General features: G+C 47.0%; 23 protein-coding genes. 16 read left to right on the plus strand and 7 right to left on the minus strand.

Annotation, left to right across the window (positions count from 1 at the left end):
* Nucleotides 1-58 precede the first annotated feature (58 nt).
* Nucleotides 59-550: a hypothetical protein gene (locus R7Z50_RS15215; RefSeq protein ID WP_139374567.1), complete on the minus strand. Its 492-nt coding sequence runs from the start codon at nucleotides 548-550 to the stop codon at nucleotides 59-61.
* A gap of 140 nt (nucleotides 551-690) precedes the next feature.
* Between R7Z50_RS15215 and R7Z50_RS15220 the strand changes: the two genes are divergently transcribed.
* Complete coding sequence (locus tag R7Z50_RS15220) at nucleotides 691-1,299, plus strand: hypothetical protein (RefSeq protein ID WP_053411073.1); 609 nt, start codon at nucleotides 691-693, stop codon at nucleotides 1,297-1,299.
* 454 nt (nucleotides 1,300-1,753) lie between these two features.
* On the opposite strand, the gene R7Z50_RS15225 is transcribed toward R7Z50_RS15220, so the two are convergent.
* A complete protein-coding gene (locus R7Z50_RS15225; RefSeq protein WP_139374566.1) occupies nucleotides 1,754-2,047 on the minus strand; it encodes a hypothetical protein in 294 nt (97 codons plus the stop codon).
* A 259-nt stretch (nucleotides 2,048-2,306) separates the two neighbouring features.
* On the opposite strand from R7Z50_RS15225, the gene R7Z50_RS15230 reads away from it, so the two are divergent.
* From R7Z50_RS15230 to R7Z50_RS15270, 9 genes are all read left to right on the plus strand, one after another.
* Nucleotides 2,307-2,939 carry a hypothetical protein gene (locus tag R7Z50_RS15230; protein ID WP_017190622.1) on the plus strand — a complete coding sequence of 211 codons (633 nt, stop codon included), beginning with the start codon at nucleotides 2,307-2,309 and terminating at the stop codon, nucleotides 2,937-2,939.
* A 697-nt stretch (nucleotides 2,940-3,636) separates the two neighbouring features.
* The gene (locus R7Z50_RS15235; RefSeq protein ID WP_017190623.1) at nucleotides 3,637-3,966 is read left to right on the plus strand and encodes a hypothetical protein; all 330 of its coding nucleotides are present in this window, start codon (nucleotides 3,637-3,639) and stop codon (nucleotides 3,964-3,966) included.
* A gap of 14 nt (nucleotides 3,967-3,980) precedes the next feature.
* Nucleotides 3,981-4,409, plus strand: coding sequence for a hypothetical protein (locus tag R7Z50_RS15240; protein ID WP_017190624.1), 429 nt, complete (start codon nucleotides 3,981-3,983; stop codon nucleotides 4,407-4,409).
* A gap of 198 nt (nucleotides 4,410-4,607) precedes the next feature.
* Nucleotides 4,608-7,082, plus strand: coding sequence for an S-type pyocin domain-containing protein (locus R7Z50_RS15245; RefSeq protein WP_026000357.1), 2,475 nt, complete (start codon nucleotides 4,608-4,610; stop codon nucleotides 7,080-7,082).
* A 1-nt stretch (nucleotide 7,083) separates the two neighbouring features.
* On the plus strand, nucleotides 7,084-7,365 hold the full coding sequence (locus R7Z50_RS15250; protein ID WP_017190626.1) for a bacteriocin immunity protein: 282 nt from the start codon (nucleotides 7,084-7,086) through the stop codon (nucleotides 7,363-7,365).
* Between the two features lie 78 nt (nucleotides 7,366-7,443).
* On the plus strand, nucleotides 7,444-7,809 hold the full coding sequence (locus tag R7Z50_RS15255; protein WP_017190627.1) for a hypothetical protein: 366 nt from the start codon (nucleotides 7,444-7,446) through the stop codon (nucleotides 7,807-7,809).
* A complete protein-coding gene (locus tag R7Z50_RS15260; protein WP_017190628.1) occupies nucleotides 7,797-8,075 on the plus strand; it encodes a hypothetical protein in 279 nt (92 codons plus the stop codon). Before R7Z50_RS15255 ends, R7Z50_RS15260 begins: the two co-directional genes overlap by 13 nt.
* 51 nt (nucleotides 8,076-8,126) lie before the next feature.
* Entirely contained in the window at nucleotides 8,127-8,354 is a 228-nt protein-coding gene (locus R7Z50_RS15265; RefSeq protein WP_026000358.1) for a hypothetical protein, read from the plus strand.
* Between the two features lie 99 nt (nucleotides 8,355-8,453).
* On the plus strand, nucleotides 8,454-9,272 hold the full coding sequence (locus R7Z50_RS15270; protein WP_017190630.1) for a hypothetical protein: 819 nt from the start codon (nucleotides 8,454-8,456) through the stop codon (nucleotides 9,270-9,272).
* A gap of 59 nt (nucleotides 9,273-9,331) precedes the next feature.
* Here the strand turns inward: R7Z50_RS15270 and R7Z50_RS15275 are convergent, their stop codons facing one another.
* On the minus strand, nucleotides 9,332-9,745 hold the full coding sequence (locus R7Z50_RS15275; protein ID WP_017190631.1) for an H-NS family nucleoid-associated regulatory protein: 414 nt from the start codon (nucleotides 9,743-9,745) through the stop codon (nucleotides 9,332-9,334).
* A 91-nt stretch (nucleotides 9,746-9,836) separates the two neighbouring features.
* Nucleotides 9,837-11,153 carry a tyrosine-type recombinase/integrase gene (locus tag R7Z50_RS15280; RefSeq protein WP_202801023.1) on the minus strand — a complete coding sequence of 439 codons (1,317 nt, stop codon included), beginning with the start codon at nucleotides 11,151-11,153 and terminating at the stop codon, nucleotides 9,837-9,839.
* A 248-nt stretch (nucleotides 11,154-11,401) separates the two neighbouring features.
* Between R7Z50_RS15280 and R7Z50_RS15285 the strand changes: the two genes are divergently transcribed.
* The 3 genes from R7Z50_RS15285 to R7Z50_RS15295 are packed head-to-tail and all read left to right on the plus strand — an operon-like array spanning nucleotide 11,402 to nucleotide 12,220.
* Nucleotides 11,402-11,686: a hypothetical protein gene (locus R7Z50_RS15285; protein ID WP_053411072.1), complete on the plus strand. Its 285-nt coding sequence runs from the start codon at nucleotides 11,402-11,404 to the stop codon at nucleotides 11,684-11,686.
* Complete coding sequence (locus R7Z50_RS15290; protein WP_017190634.1) at nucleotides 11,679-12,020, plus strand: hypothetical protein; 342 nt, start codon at nucleotides 11,679-11,681, stop codon at nucleotides 12,018-12,020. Before R7Z50_RS15285 ends, R7Z50_RS15290 begins: the two co-directional genes overlap by 8 nt.
* The gene (locus tag R7Z50_RS15295) at nucleotides 12,017-12,220 is read left to right on the plus strand and encodes a hypothetical protein (protein WP_026000361.1); all 204 of its coding nucleotides are present in this window, start codon (nucleotides 12,017-12,019) and stop codon (nucleotides 12,218-12,220) included. The genes R7Z50_RS15290 and R7Z50_RS15295 overlap by 4 nt, the downstream gene beginning before the upstream one ends.
* Here R7Z50_RS15295 and R7Z50_RS15300 read toward each other — a convergent pair.
* The 3 genes from R7Z50_RS15300 to intI1 all read right to left on the minus strand — a co-directional run bounded on the left by R7Z50_RS15300 (nucleotide 12,189) and on the right by intI1 (nucleotide 17,031).
* Complete coding sequence (locus tag R7Z50_RS15300; RefSeq protein WP_079324323.1) at nucleotides 12,189-15,161, minus strand: Tn3 family transposase; 2,973 nt, start codon at nucleotides 15,159-15,161, stop codon at nucleotides 12,189-12,191. The two genes, R7Z50_RS15295 and R7Z50_RS15300, sit on opposite strands and share 32 nt — an antisense overlap.
* A gap of 2 nt (nucleotides 15,162-15,163) precedes the next feature.
* Nucleotides 15,164-15,721: a recombinase family protein gene (locus R7Z50_RS15305; RefSeq protein WP_001162012.1), complete on the minus strand. Its 558-nt coding sequence runs from the start codon at nucleotides 15,719-15,721 to the stop codon at nucleotides 15,164-15,166.
* A 296-nt stretch (nucleotides 15,722-16,017) separates the two neighbouring features.
* On the minus strand, nucleotides 16,018-17,031 hold the full coding sequence (intI1, locus tag R7Z50_RS15310; protein ID WP_000845039.1) for a class 1 integron integrase IntI1: 1,014 nt from the start codon (nucleotides 17,029-17,031) through the stop codon (nucleotides 16,018-16,020).
* A gap of 172 nt (nucleotides 17,032-17,203) precedes the next feature.
* Between intI1 and R7Z50_RS15315 the strand changes: the two genes are divergently transcribed.
* The 3 genes from R7Z50_RS15315 (at nucleotide 17,204) to R7Z50_RS15325 (ending at nucleotide 19,288) form a co-directional block, all read left to right on the plus strand.
* The gene (locus R7Z50_RS15315) at nucleotides 17,204-17,656 is read left to right on the plus strand and encodes an NAD(+)--rifampin ADP-ribosyltransferase Arr-3 (protein WP_001749986.1); all 453 of its coding nucleotides are present in this window, start codon (nucleotides 17,204-17,206) and stop codon (nucleotides 17,654-17,656) included.
* Nucleotides 17,657-17,788: 132 nt separating this feature from the next.
* The gene (gene dfrA27 / locus R7Z50_RS15320; protein WP_001749985.1) at nucleotides 17,789-18,262 is read left to right on the plus strand and encodes a trimethoprim-resistant dihydrofolate reductase DfrA27; all 474 of its coding nucleotides are present in this window, start codon (nucleotides 17,789-17,791) and stop codon (nucleotides 18,260-18,262) included.
* 180 nt (nucleotides 18,263-18,442) lie between these two features.
* Complete coding sequence (locus R7Z50_RS15325) at nucleotides 18,443-19,288, plus strand: ANT(3'')-Ia family aminoglycoside nucleotidyltransferase AadA16 (RefSeq protein ID WP_001749984.1); 846 nt, start codon at nucleotides 18,443-18,445, stop codon at nucleotides 19,286-19,288.
* The last annotated feature ends 82 nt before the right edge of the window (nucleotides 19,289-19,370 follow it).

The raw sequence follows: 19,370 nt of genomic DNA on the forward strand, positions 1-19,370 counted from the left end.
CTGATAAATTCAATGTTCTTTCATTGAAATAGAAATAGTCTTTATAGAAATTATCTTTCTAAAAGAAATTAAATTTTTTTGTCTCTTCCTCATTGAGTACAACTTCATTTTGCATTGGAAATGTGCCACAAAGTACATGCAGCTTATTATCCACCAGCTTGAACGGTGCCAGATAACCATCACGACTTACATCATGTGAACAACAAAACAGTGCATCATCGGTAGCGCCGAATACGTTATGTTTACCATCTGTTCGCGTTACGTGGTCACAACTGTAAGAGCCATCATCATTCACCTTAGCTTCGAGAAACTTGGCCGGGGAAAGAGCGTTGCCAAGTTGTATCTTTGGTATCGCAATTTTGGTTTCGAAGTTTTCCACTGCTTCGTCACCATAGAAATCTCTTTGCACGTATGTGTTTCCCGCGGTGATGAAAGTAACCATTGCTAATGCAACCATTAAGGTACAAAAGAAAGCGGTACTTAACTTTTTGAAAATGAGATAGCTGAAAACCATCAACATTGTTAAGGATGTCATTGATAAATAAGCCAAACTATACCTCTAGTAAGCGATTCTTGTAGTAACATCATGATATTACTCTGAGCTATGATTCCCGCAAGTTCATATAAATTTGATGGAATTTACAGTATTCCGAGTAGTATTGAAAATCATTCTTTCTAGATGGACCATTTATGTCTAAATATCAGAAACAATTCGAAGAAGCACTCCAGTTCGGTACGGACCTGTTTGGCGCGGATGCTATCTCTAATAAATCAGCAAACAGATTTGCATCAACCTTAATGAAGGATGATCAACTCAATGCAACTATTCACCAATTTATCATTTCGCTTATTGAACACTTCTTGTTGGATAGAGCAAAGTTAGTAGGTGGAAGTCCTTCATTCAAATGCCATGTTGTGTCCCAACAATTTAAAGAGTTTGCAGATAATTGGAAGGTAAGCGAAAGGGCCAGTTCGATTGCAGATCTTCGTCTTACTGTTGGCAATGTATTTTATAAAGGGAATAACATTTACCAATTAAACAAAAAAAAGTTGAAGACGATAATTAATGATGGCCAAACCCTTTCTAAATCTCTCGATCTTCACGTATGGCTAACTGCATCCGATATGACTGTTTACGATTTATCAATCATACCGACTTTAAGGGAGCTTGGTTACGACATGGAGAGTTATGAGATTTTTGACTTCAAGGTTTGGAGTTCTGGAGATAAGAAAGATTTTGATTATGTCCCGCTATTGGTGGATGATAAATTCTCACACCGTGTCGATATTTTTAGCTAACGACAAGATTCTGCATAGCAAGGCTCCCAAATCGGGAGCTTTTTTATTGCCTGCAATTCTCCAGGTCAAACCATTTCATAAAAATGTTACGTTGTCACCTCTCACGCGCCGAGGGCTGAACAATATTACCTTCGATAAATGTTATTAACGAAGGTAATCAAAAAAATTGATTATTTATCGGATTTATTGAGTTTTTATGTGTTTATACGGTGGTAGTGTCGATGACTTGGATCCCGATGAATTCGAGATCGATTCGACAACATCATTTGGCAGATCTGCGCCCAATGGGGAGCACGTATGCTGTTTAGGTCGAATAGATGTTGATGTGTATTTTGTCGAAGTGTCTACTTCAAGGTGTTTAGTGAGCGTTATGAAATTATACTAAATGAATTAGTGATTAGGTGATGGATCAAATAAACGAATGGCTATGCGTAGTGCATAGCCATTTTTTGTATTAATCGAGTTCGCTCAGTTTTGCTAACTGTGTAAGTGTGAGGTTTGCACTGCCATCACTTGAAACTTCTTCGTAAGCATTTCCCCAGCATACCCAAGGCCACTCCATTGATGACGCAAAGCGTGTTTTAGTTACTTCCAAGCCGTAGGTTGGGAAGAATGCGCCTAGTCTGCTTGAAGTGTTCTGGAAGGAGAACAAAATCTTAGCAGTTCGGCTGATACTTGCCTGAGTCATGTTATAAGTCATCAGCGCTCCAGTAGTACCGGATCTTGCGGCTAGTAGTGTGTTATCCAATGATTAAGCGCCTACTAAACTCGACCCGCACATATTGCTGAAAGTGTATATATCGACGTTTTCGAACCACCAACCATATTGCTCGCCATCATTGAGATCACTATATTCAGGAACCCAAACAACTGTGTTCATTTTACAACATATAAAAATATTTACTGTTTAAATGCTCATTTAGTACTCATAAATAGTTCCATAAATTCAACACATTCTCTCTGTTGCTCAAATACGATCAGTTTTTATTTTGAGTGTTGGTGACAGAATGACTTCTAAAAAAGTGCTAGTGGAAAGGAAGATTAAAAGGAAAGTGATGGCCAGAGTTCTTCTAAGCTCGGGTATTGGAATTTCCATCACGGCTGCTGTTGCAGGTATGGTTTATGCACAATCGGTCGAGCACTTCAAAACGATGGAAGATAAAAAGCTGGAAAGGCCAGTAAATTTTGATTCATTCCCGGCATTCATTAGAGGTATGAACCAGGAGCCAGCACGAACTGACAGTGACAACAATGGCCTCCGTGATGACATACAGTTAAAGATCGCCTATCAATACCCATTTGATGCCAACAAGAGAGCGGCCCTAATTCAGTATTATGAGTCCCTAATTCAGCTTCTACGATTAAATACTGAAATGCGTGAGTTGAAGATTTCATATGGAATTATGCAAGTGAACAAGGCTCTAAAGTGCCTCCAGAGTGAAGGGGTGCCAGAAGATGTATCATTAGCTATCAAGGAAATGGCACTTGATAGGGATGCGCTTCTAGTAAGGCATGATGAAATATTGGCTATGGAACCGAACTTACCCCCTGAGTTATTCCAACGAAGAATCGAGAGTGATTGTAATTTGCTGCTACAAAACAATGAGCAGTCGTTACAGAGTTGGGTACCTAACGATTAAAGATTGCTTACTGTACAACTCACTAATTAACGGTGAGTTTTTGTTGCATTAAGATCACGATTGGTCGTCATTGATAGTTGAACGCTAAGTTTTAATATCGTAGTATTCCTTTGTTGTTTTTGCGTAAACATAGCATGAAGCGTATATTTTTTGACTATATTGCATTCTCGTTTGACTATTGGGAAGTTACATCACCTTTTCTCATAACCCGCTTCGGCGGGTTTTTTTTATCCAACCATCACCTAATATCGTTCTACATCGGACCAATCCGTTTACCTCGCCTCTATAAACAACAATCAGAGTTATACCGCCTGCCTTAATTTGTGGCCATTAGACTTACCTGTTATGGGTCATCGCCACGAAGGGATAGAAGATAAATTTTGTCATTTATATATTCATTAACACTAATGAGTTATTTATCATTAGTTCAAAATAATGTATAGATCCACGCCAATGTTTGCATGCCGAATAAAAATGAATGCATGTTCGTATGACTAGTTGAGGGGCAATGAATTAAAAATATTGTGGTCGCTTTTTATACCTATTCACTTAAATGACTGCGCATTCAAAAAAAAATGTATTGCCCCCGAATTTTTTCAAGCCTGATGCTTATCTATGCAAATGTTATTCACAATCATATAGAAACCCACGTGCATAATAAGGTAATATTTGTAGTCGATAACATTGGAACTATTACATGGGCTATTTCATCGGTCATCGCCAGTACGTAAAGTCTGAGCTTCAAATTCAAATAGAAAGTGAGAAGCTAGAGTTAAAAAAGCGATTAGCAAAGGAAAAATGGGATAGCCAATGGATCACTGTTTGGCGCCTTAAACGCTTTAGATTGTGGACAGATCAAGCAATCGTTAGGTGGTTAGGCAAACCCAAAACAAAAGGGAAATATAGGGTTTTCTCTGTAGATGATGTGCGAATAGTTGAGGCTGAGAAGGATTTCAAAGACTGGCTTGCCCCACGGTTAACGCGCAAATTATTGAAAGATGAATTTTTTAATATCAACAAGTTGTAACATTAAGGTTAGATGTGAAGCGCTTTTTAGTCAGCTTAGTTGGATTGGGATTTCTAGTAGGCTGTAACAAACAATTCGAGACAATCAAATTACCTCATAATTCAGTCATTAATGAGGGCAGTTTTGTTTTTGCTGAACTTGGTACTGAATATAATGTGAAGGTTTCCAAAATCGGCGTCCATGCACCAGAGAATTGTTTTTTTGACACATTCTCGACAAGGCTGGACAACCATTCTCACCGTATATTTTATGATTTTCTCTCTATGACGTGCGGTAGTAGTACTTTGTCATTTAGGGGGTACGCGATAGGTGGCGATGAAATAAGAGGGTTGAGACTTGATCCTGAATCTGGTGAACCAATATCAGCAGATTACCACTTTAAAGTAAAAGTGATTAAGGATGCCTACATAAGCGATATTGAATTAGTCATAAAGGAAATTTAGCCTTTGAACGATTTGTGCGTAGGACGTTATCCACTGGCGCGCCTACGTTGCAAATGCATTTATCATCAACAAGTTGTGGTTTTGTGAAGGGTGCTCACACTCTCACGATTTTACCCAGTAAACAAACAGTCAGCCTTATTGTTGTACTAAAGCAATTGTTTAAAAATGTGGTTCACATTGATAAATTTGGGCACTGTTTTGACTTACAGAGTGGTAAGAATCACCGAACTGATGGACTATGAATTCGGGCAAGTTGAGGGTGATATTAACCGTTTGGAAAAGCGGGATATTTCTAATCTGCCAGGTGGCTATTCGTTTGAGAAGCTGGTGGATAAATTAAAAACCGGTGAGTTGGCTCTATTAACGGATTTCCCCTCAAAGCCAGTCCTCTCACAAGATAGTATGACTCGAACATGGTCATTAACATCAGACGCTAGTGACTTACTGACAGATAGTGCTAAATCTGCATTTTCAACTCGAGCAAATATGGCCGGCGGCCCTCCAGTATCCACCAGTTCTGCAGCTGGTTATTCCTATGTACCCAACATTGATGAAACCTACGTCCCGGAACCTATTGTCATCGACAAGCAATCTGAACCGGAGCTTAAATTTGAATATTGCTTTGAGATTGTCGGTTCAGAAGAGTCATTTAGGAGCAATGTAGGATATTGGTTTTCATTGGCAAAAACCAAGGCTGAGATCTCTCGTGGACGTTGGGGCGCTGTTCGTACTGAGCATGGTATGAAATACACTACTCAGACCGCGGTCGATGAACCAAAGAGATTATTAGCATCCGTGGGTGATAGGGTTCTCGGCATTAGCCTGCCACATGAGGTTAAGGTGAAGCCCATTGGTTCAGGGCAGGTAAAAGATTCGTTTATACCGATAACGCCCACTGTACAGTTAGGTGAGCGACTAGCTTTCCCGTCAGAAGGTTATTTTTATCATTTTGCGAATGGTCATCTGATCCAGGAATATAAAATGCTTGGTGATGGCCACTTCGGTTTCTATGCGACCCGAACGACCCAAAATAGGCTCGATGACGAGCAGTTAGCTAACTTGTATCAAAATACTATCCTAGTGTATTGGAAGATTGATGGTCAGCTGGTCACTGACCAAAGCCTTGTGTATTTAGATCATCAAATCACGAAGGAACAATTAGCCAATATCAATGACGAATGGGTCAATGAGAATGGGAAGGTTCTGGATGTTAACGCACTACTATCAGCCCCAAATCTCCCTGTAGATGAAAGGCTCTCAGTTACTTCTAACGCAACACCTCCACCTCCACAAGCAACACATACGGTTTCAATTAATCCAAATACCAACAGTCGTGAATTGTGGCCAGAGATCGCAGAGCAACATAATCTCAACGCAAAACAGCTATTAGACCTTAACCCTGAATTCAACGATGACCCAATGAAGCTAAAGGTTGGTGACGTATTGAAGGTTTCCGCACCACCAGCACCAGTTAAAAGTGACAAAAAGACGGAACTACCACCGACATCACCAGGTACCTACAATTGCGCTTCAAATGTCTTCTACCGCCATACTGACCCACTAATTTCAGGCACTAGCTGTCATTCAATCAACCAAGAACGGTTGCTCGAGAAAGACTATCCGGTAGTGAACGTCAAAACGCTTAGTAAAGATAGTAAGGCAACTGACTACGGCAAGGCCGCTATTCTTGCTTTGCCGGCAAGTGCTGGGGCTTCTAATTTAGGTTTGATCAGTACCAGTACATCAAACACTATGGGCTCTTGGGCTATTTCCGGTGAGGCGGTCGGTGCATTTGCTCGAGTAGGTGGCTTTCTACTTGCAGCATTATGGCCATCTCAATTAGCGGATAGCACGCTGGATGCTCACCCCGAATACCATGCACATGACTCTGGTCAAATGCGTGTTCGTTTCAATATGTACACCGATGAAAACGGAAAGCAGCAAATCGTCGGGATTAAAACTGGGGATGGCGCCGCGTATGGTGATCGGGTTTCTAAGCGTGCCGCAGAGAAAAGTGGCCAGAACTTTGTCGCGGAACTGGACTACGGGATCACGTTAACATGGACACCTGATGGTTCCACGGATGTACTATCTCCCGATACCGTGACAACTGAAAACAACGAGCTGGACGTACAAAATATCTGGGTCCGTCCTATTGAAGAACATGAGCAAGAACTTGGGACGGCGCTCTATCCAGAAGATGATCTAGCCGAGTACATCATCACGTTTCCAATTGACTCTGGGTTGCCTCCACTTTACATAGTGTTTAGGAAGACTGCACGTGACGAAAGTGGTGTAGTTACCGGTCATGGTGAAGAGATCGCTGGTATATGGCTCGAAACGGCAGGGGAAGAACTTGGGGCTCCAATTCCTAATCAAATCGCTGACAAGTTACGAGGGGAGGAATTCAAGAGCTTTGATGCATTTAGGAAGGCATTTTGGCTAGAAGTGGCAAATGACCCTGATTTATTGAGCCAGTTTAGCAAGGCTAATCAGCGCATCATTAAGCGTGGTAGCTCTCCATTCCCTATACCAACAGAACAAAAAGGTGGACGGGATCGTTATGAGATACACCATGTTGAAGAGGTTCAGCACGGTGGTAAAGTGTATGACGTGGACAATTTAAGAGTAATGACTCCGAGAAGACATATCGATATTCATAAAGGCTTATGAAATGGAACTAAAAGGTAAACTCCAAGACTACACAGAATCAGAATTTAGACGATTTCTGGATGAATTTTTTGAAGACACTGAGACTAATAACCTCCCGGACTCAGAATATGATGAGTACATTTCCAAGCTGGCAAAACACTTCTCTACTATTGTTGAACACCCAGAAGGTAATGGTTTGATTTTCCACCCTGCCGCAAGTCGTGAAGATTCAGTTGATGGTGTGATTGAAGAACTCAAATCATGGTACAAACAGCAAGGGAAGGGGTGTTTCAAAGATGAATAAAACCGATGGTTATGGGATACTTCACTCTTAAACAATGACGTATATAAGTTCATAATGAGTGGGGTTGTCCTGGATAGAATGCAGATAATCGTAACCGGTAATGGAAGATTCCAGCCACTAGCCGTAACCGAATCCGTTCTTAATGCATTGCTAGAGAAGGGGATTACTGTACCTATTGTTGAGATCGCTGATGATGCAGATAACCTTTTCCTTTCACCATCAGCTGGTGGTGATTTAATACATGAAGAGTATTTGCAGATCCAACGAGATGAAAGTTATTTCACTGATAGCCCAGTATTCTTCGTTGAGATTTTCGAACGACAGCATAGTGGTGGCGATATTGGGTTGGAAGAATTGCTTGAGTTTCTGCCCAGCGAATCTGAACAATTCATCAGTCAGATTACCGCGGCTTACATAACACATCGAGGGCTATGCCTATCATGATCTATAAGCGGATTGCAAAAACGAAAGGCGCAGAACCTATTAACCAAGCGCTAAGAGTTCTTTGGCCTTGCAAGGTAATCAGTGGTCTGAAAATTAATAATGCATCAACTGAGCTTAAAGCACGGTTTCTAGACGAAGTAACGGTGAGTGCAATGGCGTTTCTTGCTCTTGGTTTCTGGTTGGGCCAAGGAACAGTACTATTTACTCTTCCTGTCTTCACATACCTTGGCTTTCGTTGGCGCAGAAAGCTAAATTCTATTGATTGAAATCACTATAAACGCCGATAAACAATATCGATTTAATGAGTAATGATTCGCATGAAAAATGAAGACCTGATTAATGCACTACGACACGAAATCGAAAGCAATAAACTGGGCTTGGTAGCTGACTTGATCGCTCACCTATCAAGTAAAGGTGATGAAGATTTAGACCTCTACCGTTATCTAACCAAAGCTACTGAAATTGAATACGAACTCCTAATCGATGTTATTAGGGTGACAAGAGAAAAAGGCATTTATATGTTCAATGGTCTTGTATGTGAGTAAAAAGCGCCATATTGTCATCTAATTTGATGTTTAAGTTATACAGCTAATCCTTGTGTTGTTATATTTGATCTGAATCCTAAATCGACCATTGGTGAACACTTGAATTTTCAAACTTCAAATACCACCGTAACGGTAAACACACTTAAGGTAGATGGTAAGAAGCTAACTAAGTCCGTCCTGTCTAACTTGGCTGTTGTTGATTTTTACGATATTTATGAAGGCGCCCTTTCAGGGCGTTATCAATTTATTGCCAAGTTCCCTATCGAAATTTTTGCCAAGTTAGCAATTGCTAAAGAAAAGATCTTACCTGTTAGGTTGACGTTGCCATCAAAAAATGATTTATCTGACTCTTCTGCCGAAGTTTCAGGTGTTGTTATTTTTGACACAAAACTTGAGGCTTTGGTGATTGGTTGGTTTTGCAACCGGTATGCTCATAAAAGCACAATTGAAGCTAAGAAACGCCATGAATTGTACCGAGAATTAGCTGACCTCTCTGATAATGACTTGCTCAATGAGTTTCAAAAACATCCTGAGACTTACCTGTCTATTTCTAACTCGCGTGAGTTAATAGAGTTTTTGTATGTTTGTTCCAAGCTAGAGAATGAACGGTGGTCAGTTTCCTATGGCGACGGCATCGAGCATTTGCAGGGTTTAATGGATTATGAACAGACAGAAAAATGGTGGAATGAAATGGATAGATCTGATCCGAATTTTCATATGCATGAATACATTTCCGATATACCTAGTGGAGAATGGGTACACGAAAAGATTAATCAAATGTGGGAACGAAACAAGGAGGATTATCTCCGAGATGTTTCATCAGATGAAGCGATTGCTTATGAAAAATTGATGGCGAGTACTAGTAACGATTTGAAGGTACACAATCAATATGAAGCTTCTCCGTTTATTTACCTGTAAGACTTATTAAAAAAGGGAGCACATTTGCTCCCTTTTTCATCCACCGAATATTAAGAAGATTAAATTGCAAAATCTTCTAGCTTTTTATCACCGCTATCGATCGCTGATTGAATGATGGAAGGAGTACGGCCTTGGCCAGTCCACGTCTTCTCTACACCAGCTTCATCAGTGTATTTATACTTTGCTGGTCGAGGTTGGCGGGTACCTTTCGCTTTCGCTTTAGTCGCGCCTGTTAATGCAGAGATCAGCTGTTCTACATCTAGGCCTTGCTCTTCAATTTGCTTAGCGATGGCACTCATTTTCTCTTCTTGTTCTTTTTGCGCTGCGCGCTCCAATTCTTCTGCTTCTCTGCGTTCTTCTACTACAGTAGTCAGCTTATTAAGCGCGTCCTCCAATTGTTCCAACGTCATTTCTTCACGAGCGTAAGCACGAAGGGAACGGATATTTAGTAGCACTTTAGTAAGTTCTGTCATTGTAACCTCTAGTTTAAGCCAATAGGGTAGGCATCAGTGTTCATGTTTAATCGGACTGATCGGGAATGCATCAGCAGTAGTATTACCAGTTTTATTCAAGAGGATTCAACTTCTTAGTCTTAGCACTATGATGTCGCTCAGCTCTTGTTGTGTGTAAGTAACGTGACGTTACATCAATACTTTCGTGTCCAGCATCCGCTTGAACGTGTTGCAAAGGTCGGCCATTAGCAATGTCATGTGAGATACCAGTGTGACGAATGCTATGGACAGTTAGAACTCTTATCTCTGCAGCGTCTTCCATCAAACCATCTTTTTCAAATCGCGCAGCAGTTTTATCGAGAACTTCTTGAATTATTTCGCGTATTTGTCGAATCCCCAAGTTTGCATTCAACACGCCTTCTTCGCGGCCATGTGAAGCTGCTCTGTGACGAACAAACAATGGTTCATCATCCGTGGGACTTGGCATCTCCGGGAGTTTACGGAATGTCCTGTAACGGATTAGTGCCTCTTTGAGTTCATCCGACACGGCTACTGTGCGTCGCTTACCGCCCTTAGACTTAGGGATGTAGAAGCCCAGATAACCGGTTTTTTTGTCACGCCTGAACTGGGACATGACTGGCGCATAGCCGGGGCGAGCCCCGATCTCTGAAATACGGCAGTAGGTTCCGTAAAGCAGCCTCACCAGGAATAGTGTTCTTTCGTGAGTTTGAGGGTCTTCTTGGGCCATCTCTTCGACGGTATCCATTACATATGACCACTGCAAATCAGAGAAGAACTTCATTTCGTCATCATCTTCACCGGCTGCAGTAGATTGAGATTTTGATTTGTACTTCCCAAACTTTAAGACTATCGCTGCAGGATTTGCATCACAGTACTCTTCGGCATTCAAATACTGAAAGAATAAGCTCAATATGCTCAGTTTTTGATGTGCTGCATTAGCAGAGAGTTTGTATTTAACTTCGTTTATATCGGCATTTGATGACTTAGGTTTTGATTTTCGGAACAGTCGCCATTTGAAATTAGGCACATTCTCGCCAATACCCTTGTTAAATACGAACTGTGCCGCGTTGTAGGTGCCGATCAGTTCTTCTGGCGGGTTCTCACACCATTCAATGTATTCGCGCATTCTGGCGCGATTCACCATCGATACAGACATACCTTGAACAGACCAGCACCAATGAAGAAACGTATTAATCTCGGCGCGGTAGGCTTTGAAGTTATTGTATGCTTCTTTTTGCTCTGATAGCCAAGCAATAGCATGCTCATATAACTCGCCGGCATCTTCGACAAGGTTAATCGTCAAATGTGCAACGAACTCGTTAATGTATGGGCTAGGGTTATCCAATTCCTCAGCTGAGCCAAACAATGGCATCGCAGGAGGCAGTGGAATCGAATGTCTTATATTCAACGTATTATTCACCTGTTATTTCGCACATAACCATTTTACCACTCTTTGTATTTCTCATGCTGCAAACCTGAGTCTCGTTGTAAACAGTAAATGTTGATAGTTTTATACATCAATTTAACGCCACATATTAAACATGTAAGACATTTATTGTATTATGCGCCAAGAAATTGATTTATGAAACGAACATTGTTTGAAAGTGCTTGTTTTTGAATAACAAATACTCACTTTTGGACTCTAAGGACAGTTAGATGACTGCGATCATTGAAATTCATCAGCAAGATAACCCGAAAGATTTCGATTTGTCAGATGGTAAACAAGAAGCAAAAGCACGAGTAACAGCAAATCGAATTACTGGCTTAATGGGTAATACGTCTACTAATTCAGTCCGTGTACACCTATCAGATATAGAAAGAGGTTTGCTCGATACCTCCCCAAATCCAAGAGGAAACTGGCGCACCTGCTGGGTGATGTATCTTAGTAAGCAGCCATGTAGCTGCAGATTACCTCGCGGCTTTGGACAGTTTAATGTTTAAGAACACGGTCAATACTCACCAAATGTATGACACAAACTATCATGAACATCTCGATAGCATGGTCACGTGGGCAACCGGCATTTATCCCGATTCTGGATTAATGGTGATCGGCACTGCAGATAAGCGTTGGTTTGTTGAGGTCGACTTCGGTACCGATTTTGATTATTGCAATGGTATCTCAAGACCGCATATCGCGCCCTATCAAGAGCCACTGTTCTTTAAGAGTGAGAGTGAAGCCCGAGACTTTGCTATTTCGCAAATACGAGCGATAGACAATACCTTCGAAGTTCTGGATCTACATGGTTACTTCGAGCAAAACGGGGAAGACGAATGACACCATACAAAAAATCTTTTGGCCAATGGGTATCTGTAGGCGAATCACTGCCGACTACGGATGGTAAATACATGTGCAAGATTGAGCGCGCTGGAGTAGAGATAGAAGCTCTTCGCCTTCTAAAAGGGAATCATTGGGGTCGTCTCAGAAAACGGAAAATAAAGCACGCTAAGCCGGTGGCAGCGGTCGCAATGGCCTAAACTTCCCCGCACCGACCTTGGCGCTGCTGCGCCATAGGTAATCGCCGGTCAGGTTGATGTGCTCCCACCCCAGCGGCGACAGATATTGCAACAATGTGTCGTCCAGCGCCGTGCCGTTGCCACGCAAAGCACTGGTGGCACGCTCCAGATATACCGTGTTCCACAACACGATGGCCGCCGTCACCAGATTGAGGCCGCTGGCCCGGTAGCGCTGCTGCTCAAAACTGCGGTCGCGGATTTCACCCAATCGGTAGAAGAAGACCGCCCTGGCCAGCGCGTTGCGCGCCTCGCCCTTATTCAGCCCCGCATGGACGCGGCGGCGCAGCTCCACGCTTTGCAGCCAATCCAAAATGAACAGCGTGCGCTCGATGCGCCCCAGCTCGCGCAACGCCACGGCCAAGCCGTTCTGGCGCGGGTAGCTGCCGAGTTTGCGCAGCATCAGCGAAGCCGTTACCGTGCCTTGCTTGATGGAGGTGGCCAGCCGCAGAATTTCATCCCAATGGGCGCGTATTTGCTTGATGTTCAGCCTGTCGCTGCTAATCATCGGCTTGAGCGCGTCATAGGCGGCATCGCCCTTGGGGATGAATAGCTTGGTTTCGCCCAAGTCACGGATACGCGGCGCGAAGCGAAATCCCAGCAAATGCATCAAGCCAAACACGTGATCGGTGAAGCCTGCCGTGTCGGTGTAGTGTTCCTCGATGCGCAAGTCCGACTCGTGGTACAGCAGGCCATCAAGCACGTAAGTTGAATCACGAATGCCCACGTTGACCACCTTGGCACTGAAGGGCGCGTACTGGTCGGAGATATGGGTGTAGAAAGTCCGTCCTGGACTGCTTCCATACTTCGGGTTGATATGACCAGTGCTTTCTGGTTTGCTGCCGGTTCTGAAGTTCTGGCCGTCCGACGATGACGTGGTGCCGTCACCCCAGTTGCCGGCGAAGGGTTGCCGAAACTGCGCATTCACCAGCTCGGCCAGCGCCGTCGAATAGGTTTCATCGCGGATGTGCCAGGCTTGCAGCCAAGACAGCTTGGCGTAGGTGGTGCCAGGGCAGGACTCGGCCATTTTGGTCAGACCCAGGTTGATCGCGTCGGCCAGGATCGTCGTCAACAGCAAGGTTTTGTCCTTGGCCGTGTCGCTGGTCTTCAGGTGTGTGAAGTGGCGGGTGAAGCCCGTCCATTCATCGACCTCCATCAGCAACTCGGTGATTTTGAGGTGCGGCAGCAGCATAGCTGTCTGGTCGATCATGGCTTGCGCGGCGTCTGGTACTGCCGCGTCCAGCGGCGTGATCTTCAGGCCTGACGCGGTGGTGATGATGGCATCCGGTAAGTCGTTGGCCGCAGCCATGCGGTTGACTGTGGCGAGTTGCGCCTCCAACAATTCCAACCGGTCATGCAGGTATTGGTCGCAGTCGGTGGCCACTGCCAGCGGCAATTCGCTGGCCAGCTTCAAAGTGGCGAACTTCTCGACCGGCACCAGGTATTCGTCGAAGTCCTTGAACTGGCGAGAACCCTGCACCCAGACATCACCGGAGCGCAGCGCGTTCTTCAGCTCCGACAGGGCGCATAACTCGTAGTAACGCCGGTCGATGCCGTCGTCGGTCAGAACCAGCTTTGCCCAGCGCGGCTTGATGAATGCGGTTGGCGCATCGGCGGGCACCTTGCGCGCGCTGTCGCTGTTCATGCCGCGCAGCATGTCGATGGCATCGAGCACACCCTTGGCGGCGGGCGCAGCCCGCAATTTGAGCACGCCCAGGAACTGCGGCGCGTAGCGGCGTAGCGTGGCATAGCTTTCACCGATGTGGTGCAGGAAATCAAAGTCGGCAGGCCGCGCCAATGTTTGCGCTTCGGTGACGCTGGCGGCGAAGGTGTCCCAGGGCATAACGGCCTCGATGGCGGCGAACGGATCGCTGCCGCTTTGCTTGGCCTCAATCAACGCTTGACCGATGCGCCCATACATCCGCACCTTGTCGTTGATCGCCTTGCCGGAAGCCTGGAACTGCTGCTGATGCTTGTTCTTGGCCGCGTTGAACAGCTTGCCGATGATGCGATCGTGAAGGTCGATGATTTCATCGGTGACGGTGGCCATGCCTTCGATGGCCAGCGCTACCAGCGTGGCATAGCGTCGTTGCACCTCGAACTTTGCCAGATCAGCAGGCGTCATCTGGCCACCTTCACGAGCGATTTTGAGCAGGCGGTTCTGGTGAACCTGCCGCTCGATGCCTGCGGGCAGATCAAGTGCTTGCCAGGATTTCAGGCGCTCAATATGTTCGAGCATGTGGCGAGAGTTCGGTTTGGCAGGCGACTGGCGCAGCCATGCCAGCCACGTCACTTTACTGCCGTCCTTGCGCTTGAGAAGTTCGTCCAGGCGCTGACGGTGGGGTGATAACAAAGAATCGGTCAGCGCCGCGTAAATGCGTCGGTTGGCACGGGTGATGGCCTCGGCGCTTGCGCGCTCGATGGCATTCATGGCGGGCAGGATAATGCTCTGCCGCCGCAGATTCTCGACAAGTGCGCTCGCCAGCACGATGCCTTTGTCGGTCTGCAAGGCCAGCTCGGTCAATGTATGCACGGCTTGCCGATAGTGGCTCATGGTGAAGGGCTTGAACCCAAAAACCGTTTGCAGCTCGACCAAGTGCTCCCGCCGTGTCTGTTCGCGCTGGCCGTACTCGCTCCAACTTTCCACTGGCATCTTGAGTTGCGCGGCCACCATGCGCAACAGGGGCGGAAACGGAGGCTCATCGACGCCCAAAAAGGTGCCAGGGAATCGCAAGTAGCAAAGCTGCACAGCGAAGCCCAATCGATTCGCGGCGCCGCGACGCTGACGGATCACCGACAGGTCGGTTTCGTTGAACGTGTAGTGCCGTATCAGTTCGTCTTTGGCATCTGGCAGTGCCAGCAGGCTTTCGCGCTCGGTGGCGGACAGGATTGAGCGGCGTGGCATGGTCAGTCTTCCCGCAGGTACTGGTACAAGGTTTCGCGGCTGATGCCGAAGTCACGGGCCACCAAGGTTTTTTGGTCGCCTGCCGCAACTCGCCGTTTCAACTCGGCAATTTGTTCGCTGTTCAGCGATTTCTTTCGTCCCCGGTAGGCACCGCGCTGCTTGGCCAGCACGATTCCCTCGCGCTGACGTTCGCGGATCAGGGCGCGCTCGAACTCAGCGAAGGCTCCCATGACCGACAGCATCAGATTGGCCATCGGTGAGTCCTCGCCGGTGAACTTCAGCCCTTCTTTGACGAACTCCATGCGCACGCCCCGTTGTGTCAGCCCTTGGACGATGCGGCGCAGGTCATCAAGGTTGCGTGCCAGCCTGTCCATGCTATGCACCACCACGGTGTCGCCCTCGCGGACGAAGGCCAGCAGCCTTTCCAGCTCGGGACGCTGGGTGTCCTTGCCAGAAGCCTTGTCGGTGAACACCCGCGCCACCTGAACACCCTCCAATTGCCGTTCCGGGTTCTGGTCGAAGCTGCTGACGCGGACATAGCCGATGCGTTGACCTTGCAAGATGCCTCCAAAGGCAAAAGTGTCAGGATGAAATCTATTACCTTTGACGGAATATGTCAATCAATAGGAAATTTAACTCTATTCTGACATCGTTTGTCGTTTTCAGAAGACGGCTGCACTGAACGTCAGAAGCCGACTGCACTATAGCAGCGGAGGGGTTGGATCCATCAGGCAACGACGGGCTGCTGCCGGCCATCAGCGGACGCAGGGAGGACTTTCCGCAACCGGCCGTTCGATGCGGCACCGATGGCCTTCGCGCAGGGGTAGTGAATCCGCCAGGATTGACTTGCGCTGCCCTACCTCTCACTAGTGAGGGGCGGCAGCGCATCAAGCGGTGAGCGCACTCCGGCACCGCCAACTTTCAGCACATGCGTGTAAATCATCGTCGTAGAGACGTCGGAATGGCCGAGCAGATCCTGCACGGTTCGAATGTCGTAACCGCTGCGGAGCAAGGCCGTCGCGAACGAGTGGCGGAGGGTGTGCGGTGTGGCGGGCTTCGTGATGCCTGCTTGTTCTACGGCACGTTTGAAGGCGCGCTGAAAGGTCTGGTCATACATGTGATGGCGACGCACGACACCGCTCCGTGGATCGGTCGAATGCGTGTGCTGCGCAAAAACCCAGAACCACGGCCAGGAATGCCCGGCGCGCGGATACTTCCGCTCAAGGGCGTCGGGAAGCGCAACGCCGCTGCGGCCCTCGGCCTGGTCCTTCAGCCACCATGCCCGTGCACGCGACAGCTGCTCGCGCAGGCTGGGTGCCAAGCTCTCGGGTAACATCAAGGCCCGATCCTTGGAGCCCTTGCCCTCCCGCACGATGATCGTGCCGTGATCGAAATCCAGATCCTTGACCCGCAGTTGCAAACCCTCACTGATCCGCATGCCCGTTCCATACAGAAGCTGGGCGAACAAACGATGCTCGCCTTCCAGAAAACCGAGGATGCGAACCACTTCATCCGGGGTCAGCACCACCGGCAAGCGCCGCGACGGCCGAGGTCTTCCGATCTCCTGAAGCCAGGGCAGATCCGTGCACAGCACCTTGCCGTAGAAGAACAGCAAGGCCGCCAATGCCTGACGATGCGTGGAGACCGAAACCTTGCGCTCGTTCGCCAGCCAGGACAGAAATGCCTCGACTTCGCTGCTGCCCAAGGTTGCCGGGTGACGCACACCGTGGAAACGGATGAAGGCACGAACCCAGTGGACATAAGCCTGTTCGGTTGGTAAGCTGTAATGCAAGTAGCGTATGCGCTCACGCAACTGGTCCAGAACCTTGACCGAACGCAGCGGTGGTAACGGCGCAGTGGCGGTTTTCATGGCTTGTTATGACTGTTTTTTTGTACAGTCTATGCCTCGGGCATCCAAGCAGCAAGCGCGTTACGCCGTGGGTCGATGTTTGATGTTATGGAGCAGCAACGATGTTACGCAGCAGGGCAGTCGCCCTAAAACAAAGTTATGCAGCCAAATCCCAACAATTAAGGGTCTTAAAATGGTAAAAGATTGGATTCCCATCTCTCATGATAATTACAAGCAGGTGCAAGGACCGTTCTATCATGGAACCAAAGCCAATTTGGCGATTGGTGACTTGCTAACCACAGGGTTCATCTCTCATTTCGAGGACGGTCGTATTCTTAAGCACATCTACTTTTCAGCCTTGATGGAGCCAGCAGTTTGGGGAGCTGAACTTGCTATGTCACTGTCTGGCCTCGAGGGTCGCGGCTACATATACATAGTTGAGCCAACAGGACCGTTCGAAGACGATCCGAATCTTACGAACAAAAGATTTCCCGGTAATCCAACACAGTCCTATAGAACCTGCGAACCCTTGAGAATTGTTGGCGTTGTTGAAGACTGGGAGGGGCATCCTGTTGAATTAATAAGGGGAATGTTGGATTCGTTGGAGGACTTAAAGCGCCGTGGTTTACACGTCATTGAAGACTAGTCCTTTGCATAACAAAGCCATCAAACCGGACGCCAGAGATTCCGCGCCTGTTGCGCATGGCTTCGCCATTTTATGCGCAATAGGCGCGCCACCCTGTCGCCGTTTATGGCGGCGTTAACCCAAAGGAGTATCGTGAAAATATCACTAATGGCTGCAAAAGCAAGAAATGGGGTTATTGGCTGCGGCTCGGATATCCCGTGGAACGCTAAAGGTGAGCAGCTGCTTTTTAAAGCAATAACTTACAATCAATGGCTCTTAGTCGGCCGTAAAACATTTGAGGCAATGGGGGCTCTCCCAAATAGAAAGTATGCAGTTGTCAGCCGCTCAGGATCGGTAGCTACTAACGATGATGTGGTTGTGTTTCCATCTATAGAAGCAGCAATGAGGGAGCTAAAGACTCTTACGAACCATGTTGTTGTTTCTGGTGGTGGAGAGATCTACAAGAGTCTGATCGCCCATGCCGACACGCTACATATCTCGACAATAGATTCCGAGCCAGAGGGCAATGTTTTCTTTCCGGAAATCCCCAAAGAGTTCAATGTGGTGTTCGAGCAGGAATTTCATTCAAATATAAATTATCGCTATCAAATCTGGCAAAGGGGTTAACCATCCAAGCCATCGGACACATTTTGCTTCGCTGCGCTCAAAACGCAAAATGTGCCGCTGCTTAGCGGCGTTAGATGCACTAAGCACATAATTGCTCACAGCCAAACTATCAGGTCAAGTCTGCTTTTATTATTTTTAAGCGTGCATAATAAGCCCTACACAAATTGGGAGTTAGACATCATGAGCAACGCAGTGCCCGCCGAGATTTCGGTACAGCTATCACAGGCACTCAACGTCATCGAGCATCATCTGGGATCGACGTTGCTGGCCGTGCATTTGTACGGCTCTGCACTCGACGGTGGCCTGAAGCCATGCAGTGATATTGATTTGCTGGTTACTGTGACTGCACAGCTCGATGAGACTGTGCGGCAGGCTCTGTTCGTAGATTTCCTGGAAGTTTCCGCTTCTCCCGGCCAAAGTGAAGCTCTCCGTGCCTTGGAAGTTACCATCGTCGTGTACGGCGATGTTGTTCCTTGGCGTTATCCAGCCAGACGGGAACTGCAATTCGGGGAGTGGCAGCGCAAGGACATTCTTGCGGGCATCTTCGAGCCCGCGACAACCGATGTTGATCTGGCTATTCTGCTAACTAAAGCAAGGCAACACAGCCTTGCCTTGGCAGGTTCGGCCGCGGAAGATTTCTTCAACTCAGTCCCGGAAAGCGATCTATTCAAAGCACTGGCCGACACCTTGAAACTATGGAACTCACAACCGGATTGGGCAGGCGACGAGCGGAATGTAGTGCTTACTTTGTCTCGCATTTGGTACAGCGCAGCAACCGGCAAGATCGCGCCGAAGGATGTAGCTGCCAACTGGGTAATGGAACGCCTGCCCGTCCAACATCAGCCCGTGCTGCTTGAAGCCCAGCAGGCTTACCTTGGACAAGGGATGGATTGCTTGGCCTCACGCGCTGATCAGTTGACTGCGTTCATTTACTTTGTGAAGCACGAAGCCGCCAGTCTGCTCGGCTCCACGCCAATGATGTCTAACAGTTCATTCAAGCCGACGCCGCTTCGCGGCGCAGCTTAATTCAGGCGTTAGATGCACTAAGCACATAATTGCTCACAGCCAAACTATCAGGTCAAGTCTGCTTTTATTATTTTTAAGCGTG

The organism is Vibrio sp. 1249-1 (assembly GCF_033340495.1).

What these genes read in the sequence shown, in the direction of transcription:
- R7Z50_RS15285 (WP_053411072.1), top strand. Translation starts at nt 11,402, where the DNA reads ATGACTGCGATCATTGAAATTCATCAGCAAGATAACCCGAAAGATTTC.
- R7Z50_RS15220 (WP_053411073.1), top strand. Translation starts at nt 691, where the DNA reads ATGTCTAAATATCAGAAACAATTCGAAGAAGCACTCCAGTTCGGTACG.
- R7Z50_RS15255 (WP_017190627.1), top strand. Translation starts at nt 7,444, where the DNA reads ATGCAGATAATCGTAACCGGTAATGGAAGATTCCAGCCACTAGCCGTA.
- intI1 (WP_000845039.1), bottom strand. Translation starts at nt 17,031, where the DNA reads ATGAAAACCGCCACTGCGCCGTTACCACCGCTGCGTTCGGTCAAGGTT.
- R7Z50_RS15250 (WP_017190626.1), top strand. Translation starts at nt 7,084, where the DNA reads ATGGAACTAAAAGGTAAACTCCAAGACTACACAGAATCAGAATTTAGA.
- R7Z50_RS15235 (WP_017190623.1), top strand. Translation starts at nt 3,637, where the DNA reads ATGGGCTATTTCATCGGTCATCGCCAGTACGTAAAGTCTGAGCTTCAA.
- R7Z50_RS15295 (WP_026000361.1), top strand. Translation starts at nt 12,017, where the DNA reads ATGACACCATACAAAAAATCTTTTGGCCAATGGGTATCTGTAGGCGAA.
- R7Z50_RS15230 (WP_017190622.1), top strand. Translation starts at nt 2,307, where the DNA reads ATGACTTCTAAAAAAGTGCTAGTGGAAAGGAAGATTAAAAGGAAAGTG.
- R7Z50_RS15300 (WP_079324323.1), bottom strand. Translation starts at nt 15,161, where the DNA reads ATGCCACGCCGCTCAATCCTGTCCGCCACCGAGCGCGAAAGCCTGCTG.
- R7Z50_RS15325 (WP_001749984.1), top strand. Translation starts at nt 18,443, where the DNA reads ATGAGCAACGCAGTGCCCGCCGAGATTTCGGTACAGCTATCACAGGCA.
- R7Z50_RS15290 (WP_017190634.1), top strand. Translation starts at nt 11,679, where the DNA reads ATGTTTAAGAACACGGTCAATACTCACCAAATGTATGACACAAACTAT.
- R7Z50_RS15265 (WP_026000358.1), top strand. Translation starts at nt 8,127, where the DNA reads ATGAAAAATGAAGACCTGATTAATGCACTACGACACGAAATCGAAAGC.
- R7Z50_RS15260 (WP_017190628.1), top strand. Translation starts at nt 7,797, where the DNA reads ATGCCTATCATGATCTATAAGCGGATTGCAAAAACGAAAGGCGCAGAA.
- R7Z50_RS15275 (WP_017190631.1), bottom strand. Translation starts at nt 9,745, where the DNA reads ATGACAGAACTTACTAAAGTGCTACTAAATATCCGTTCCCTTCGTGCT.
- R7Z50_RS15315 (WP_001749986.1), top strand. Translation starts at nt 17,204, where the DNA reads ATGGTAAAAGATTGGATTCCCATCTCTCATGATAATTACAAGCAGGTG.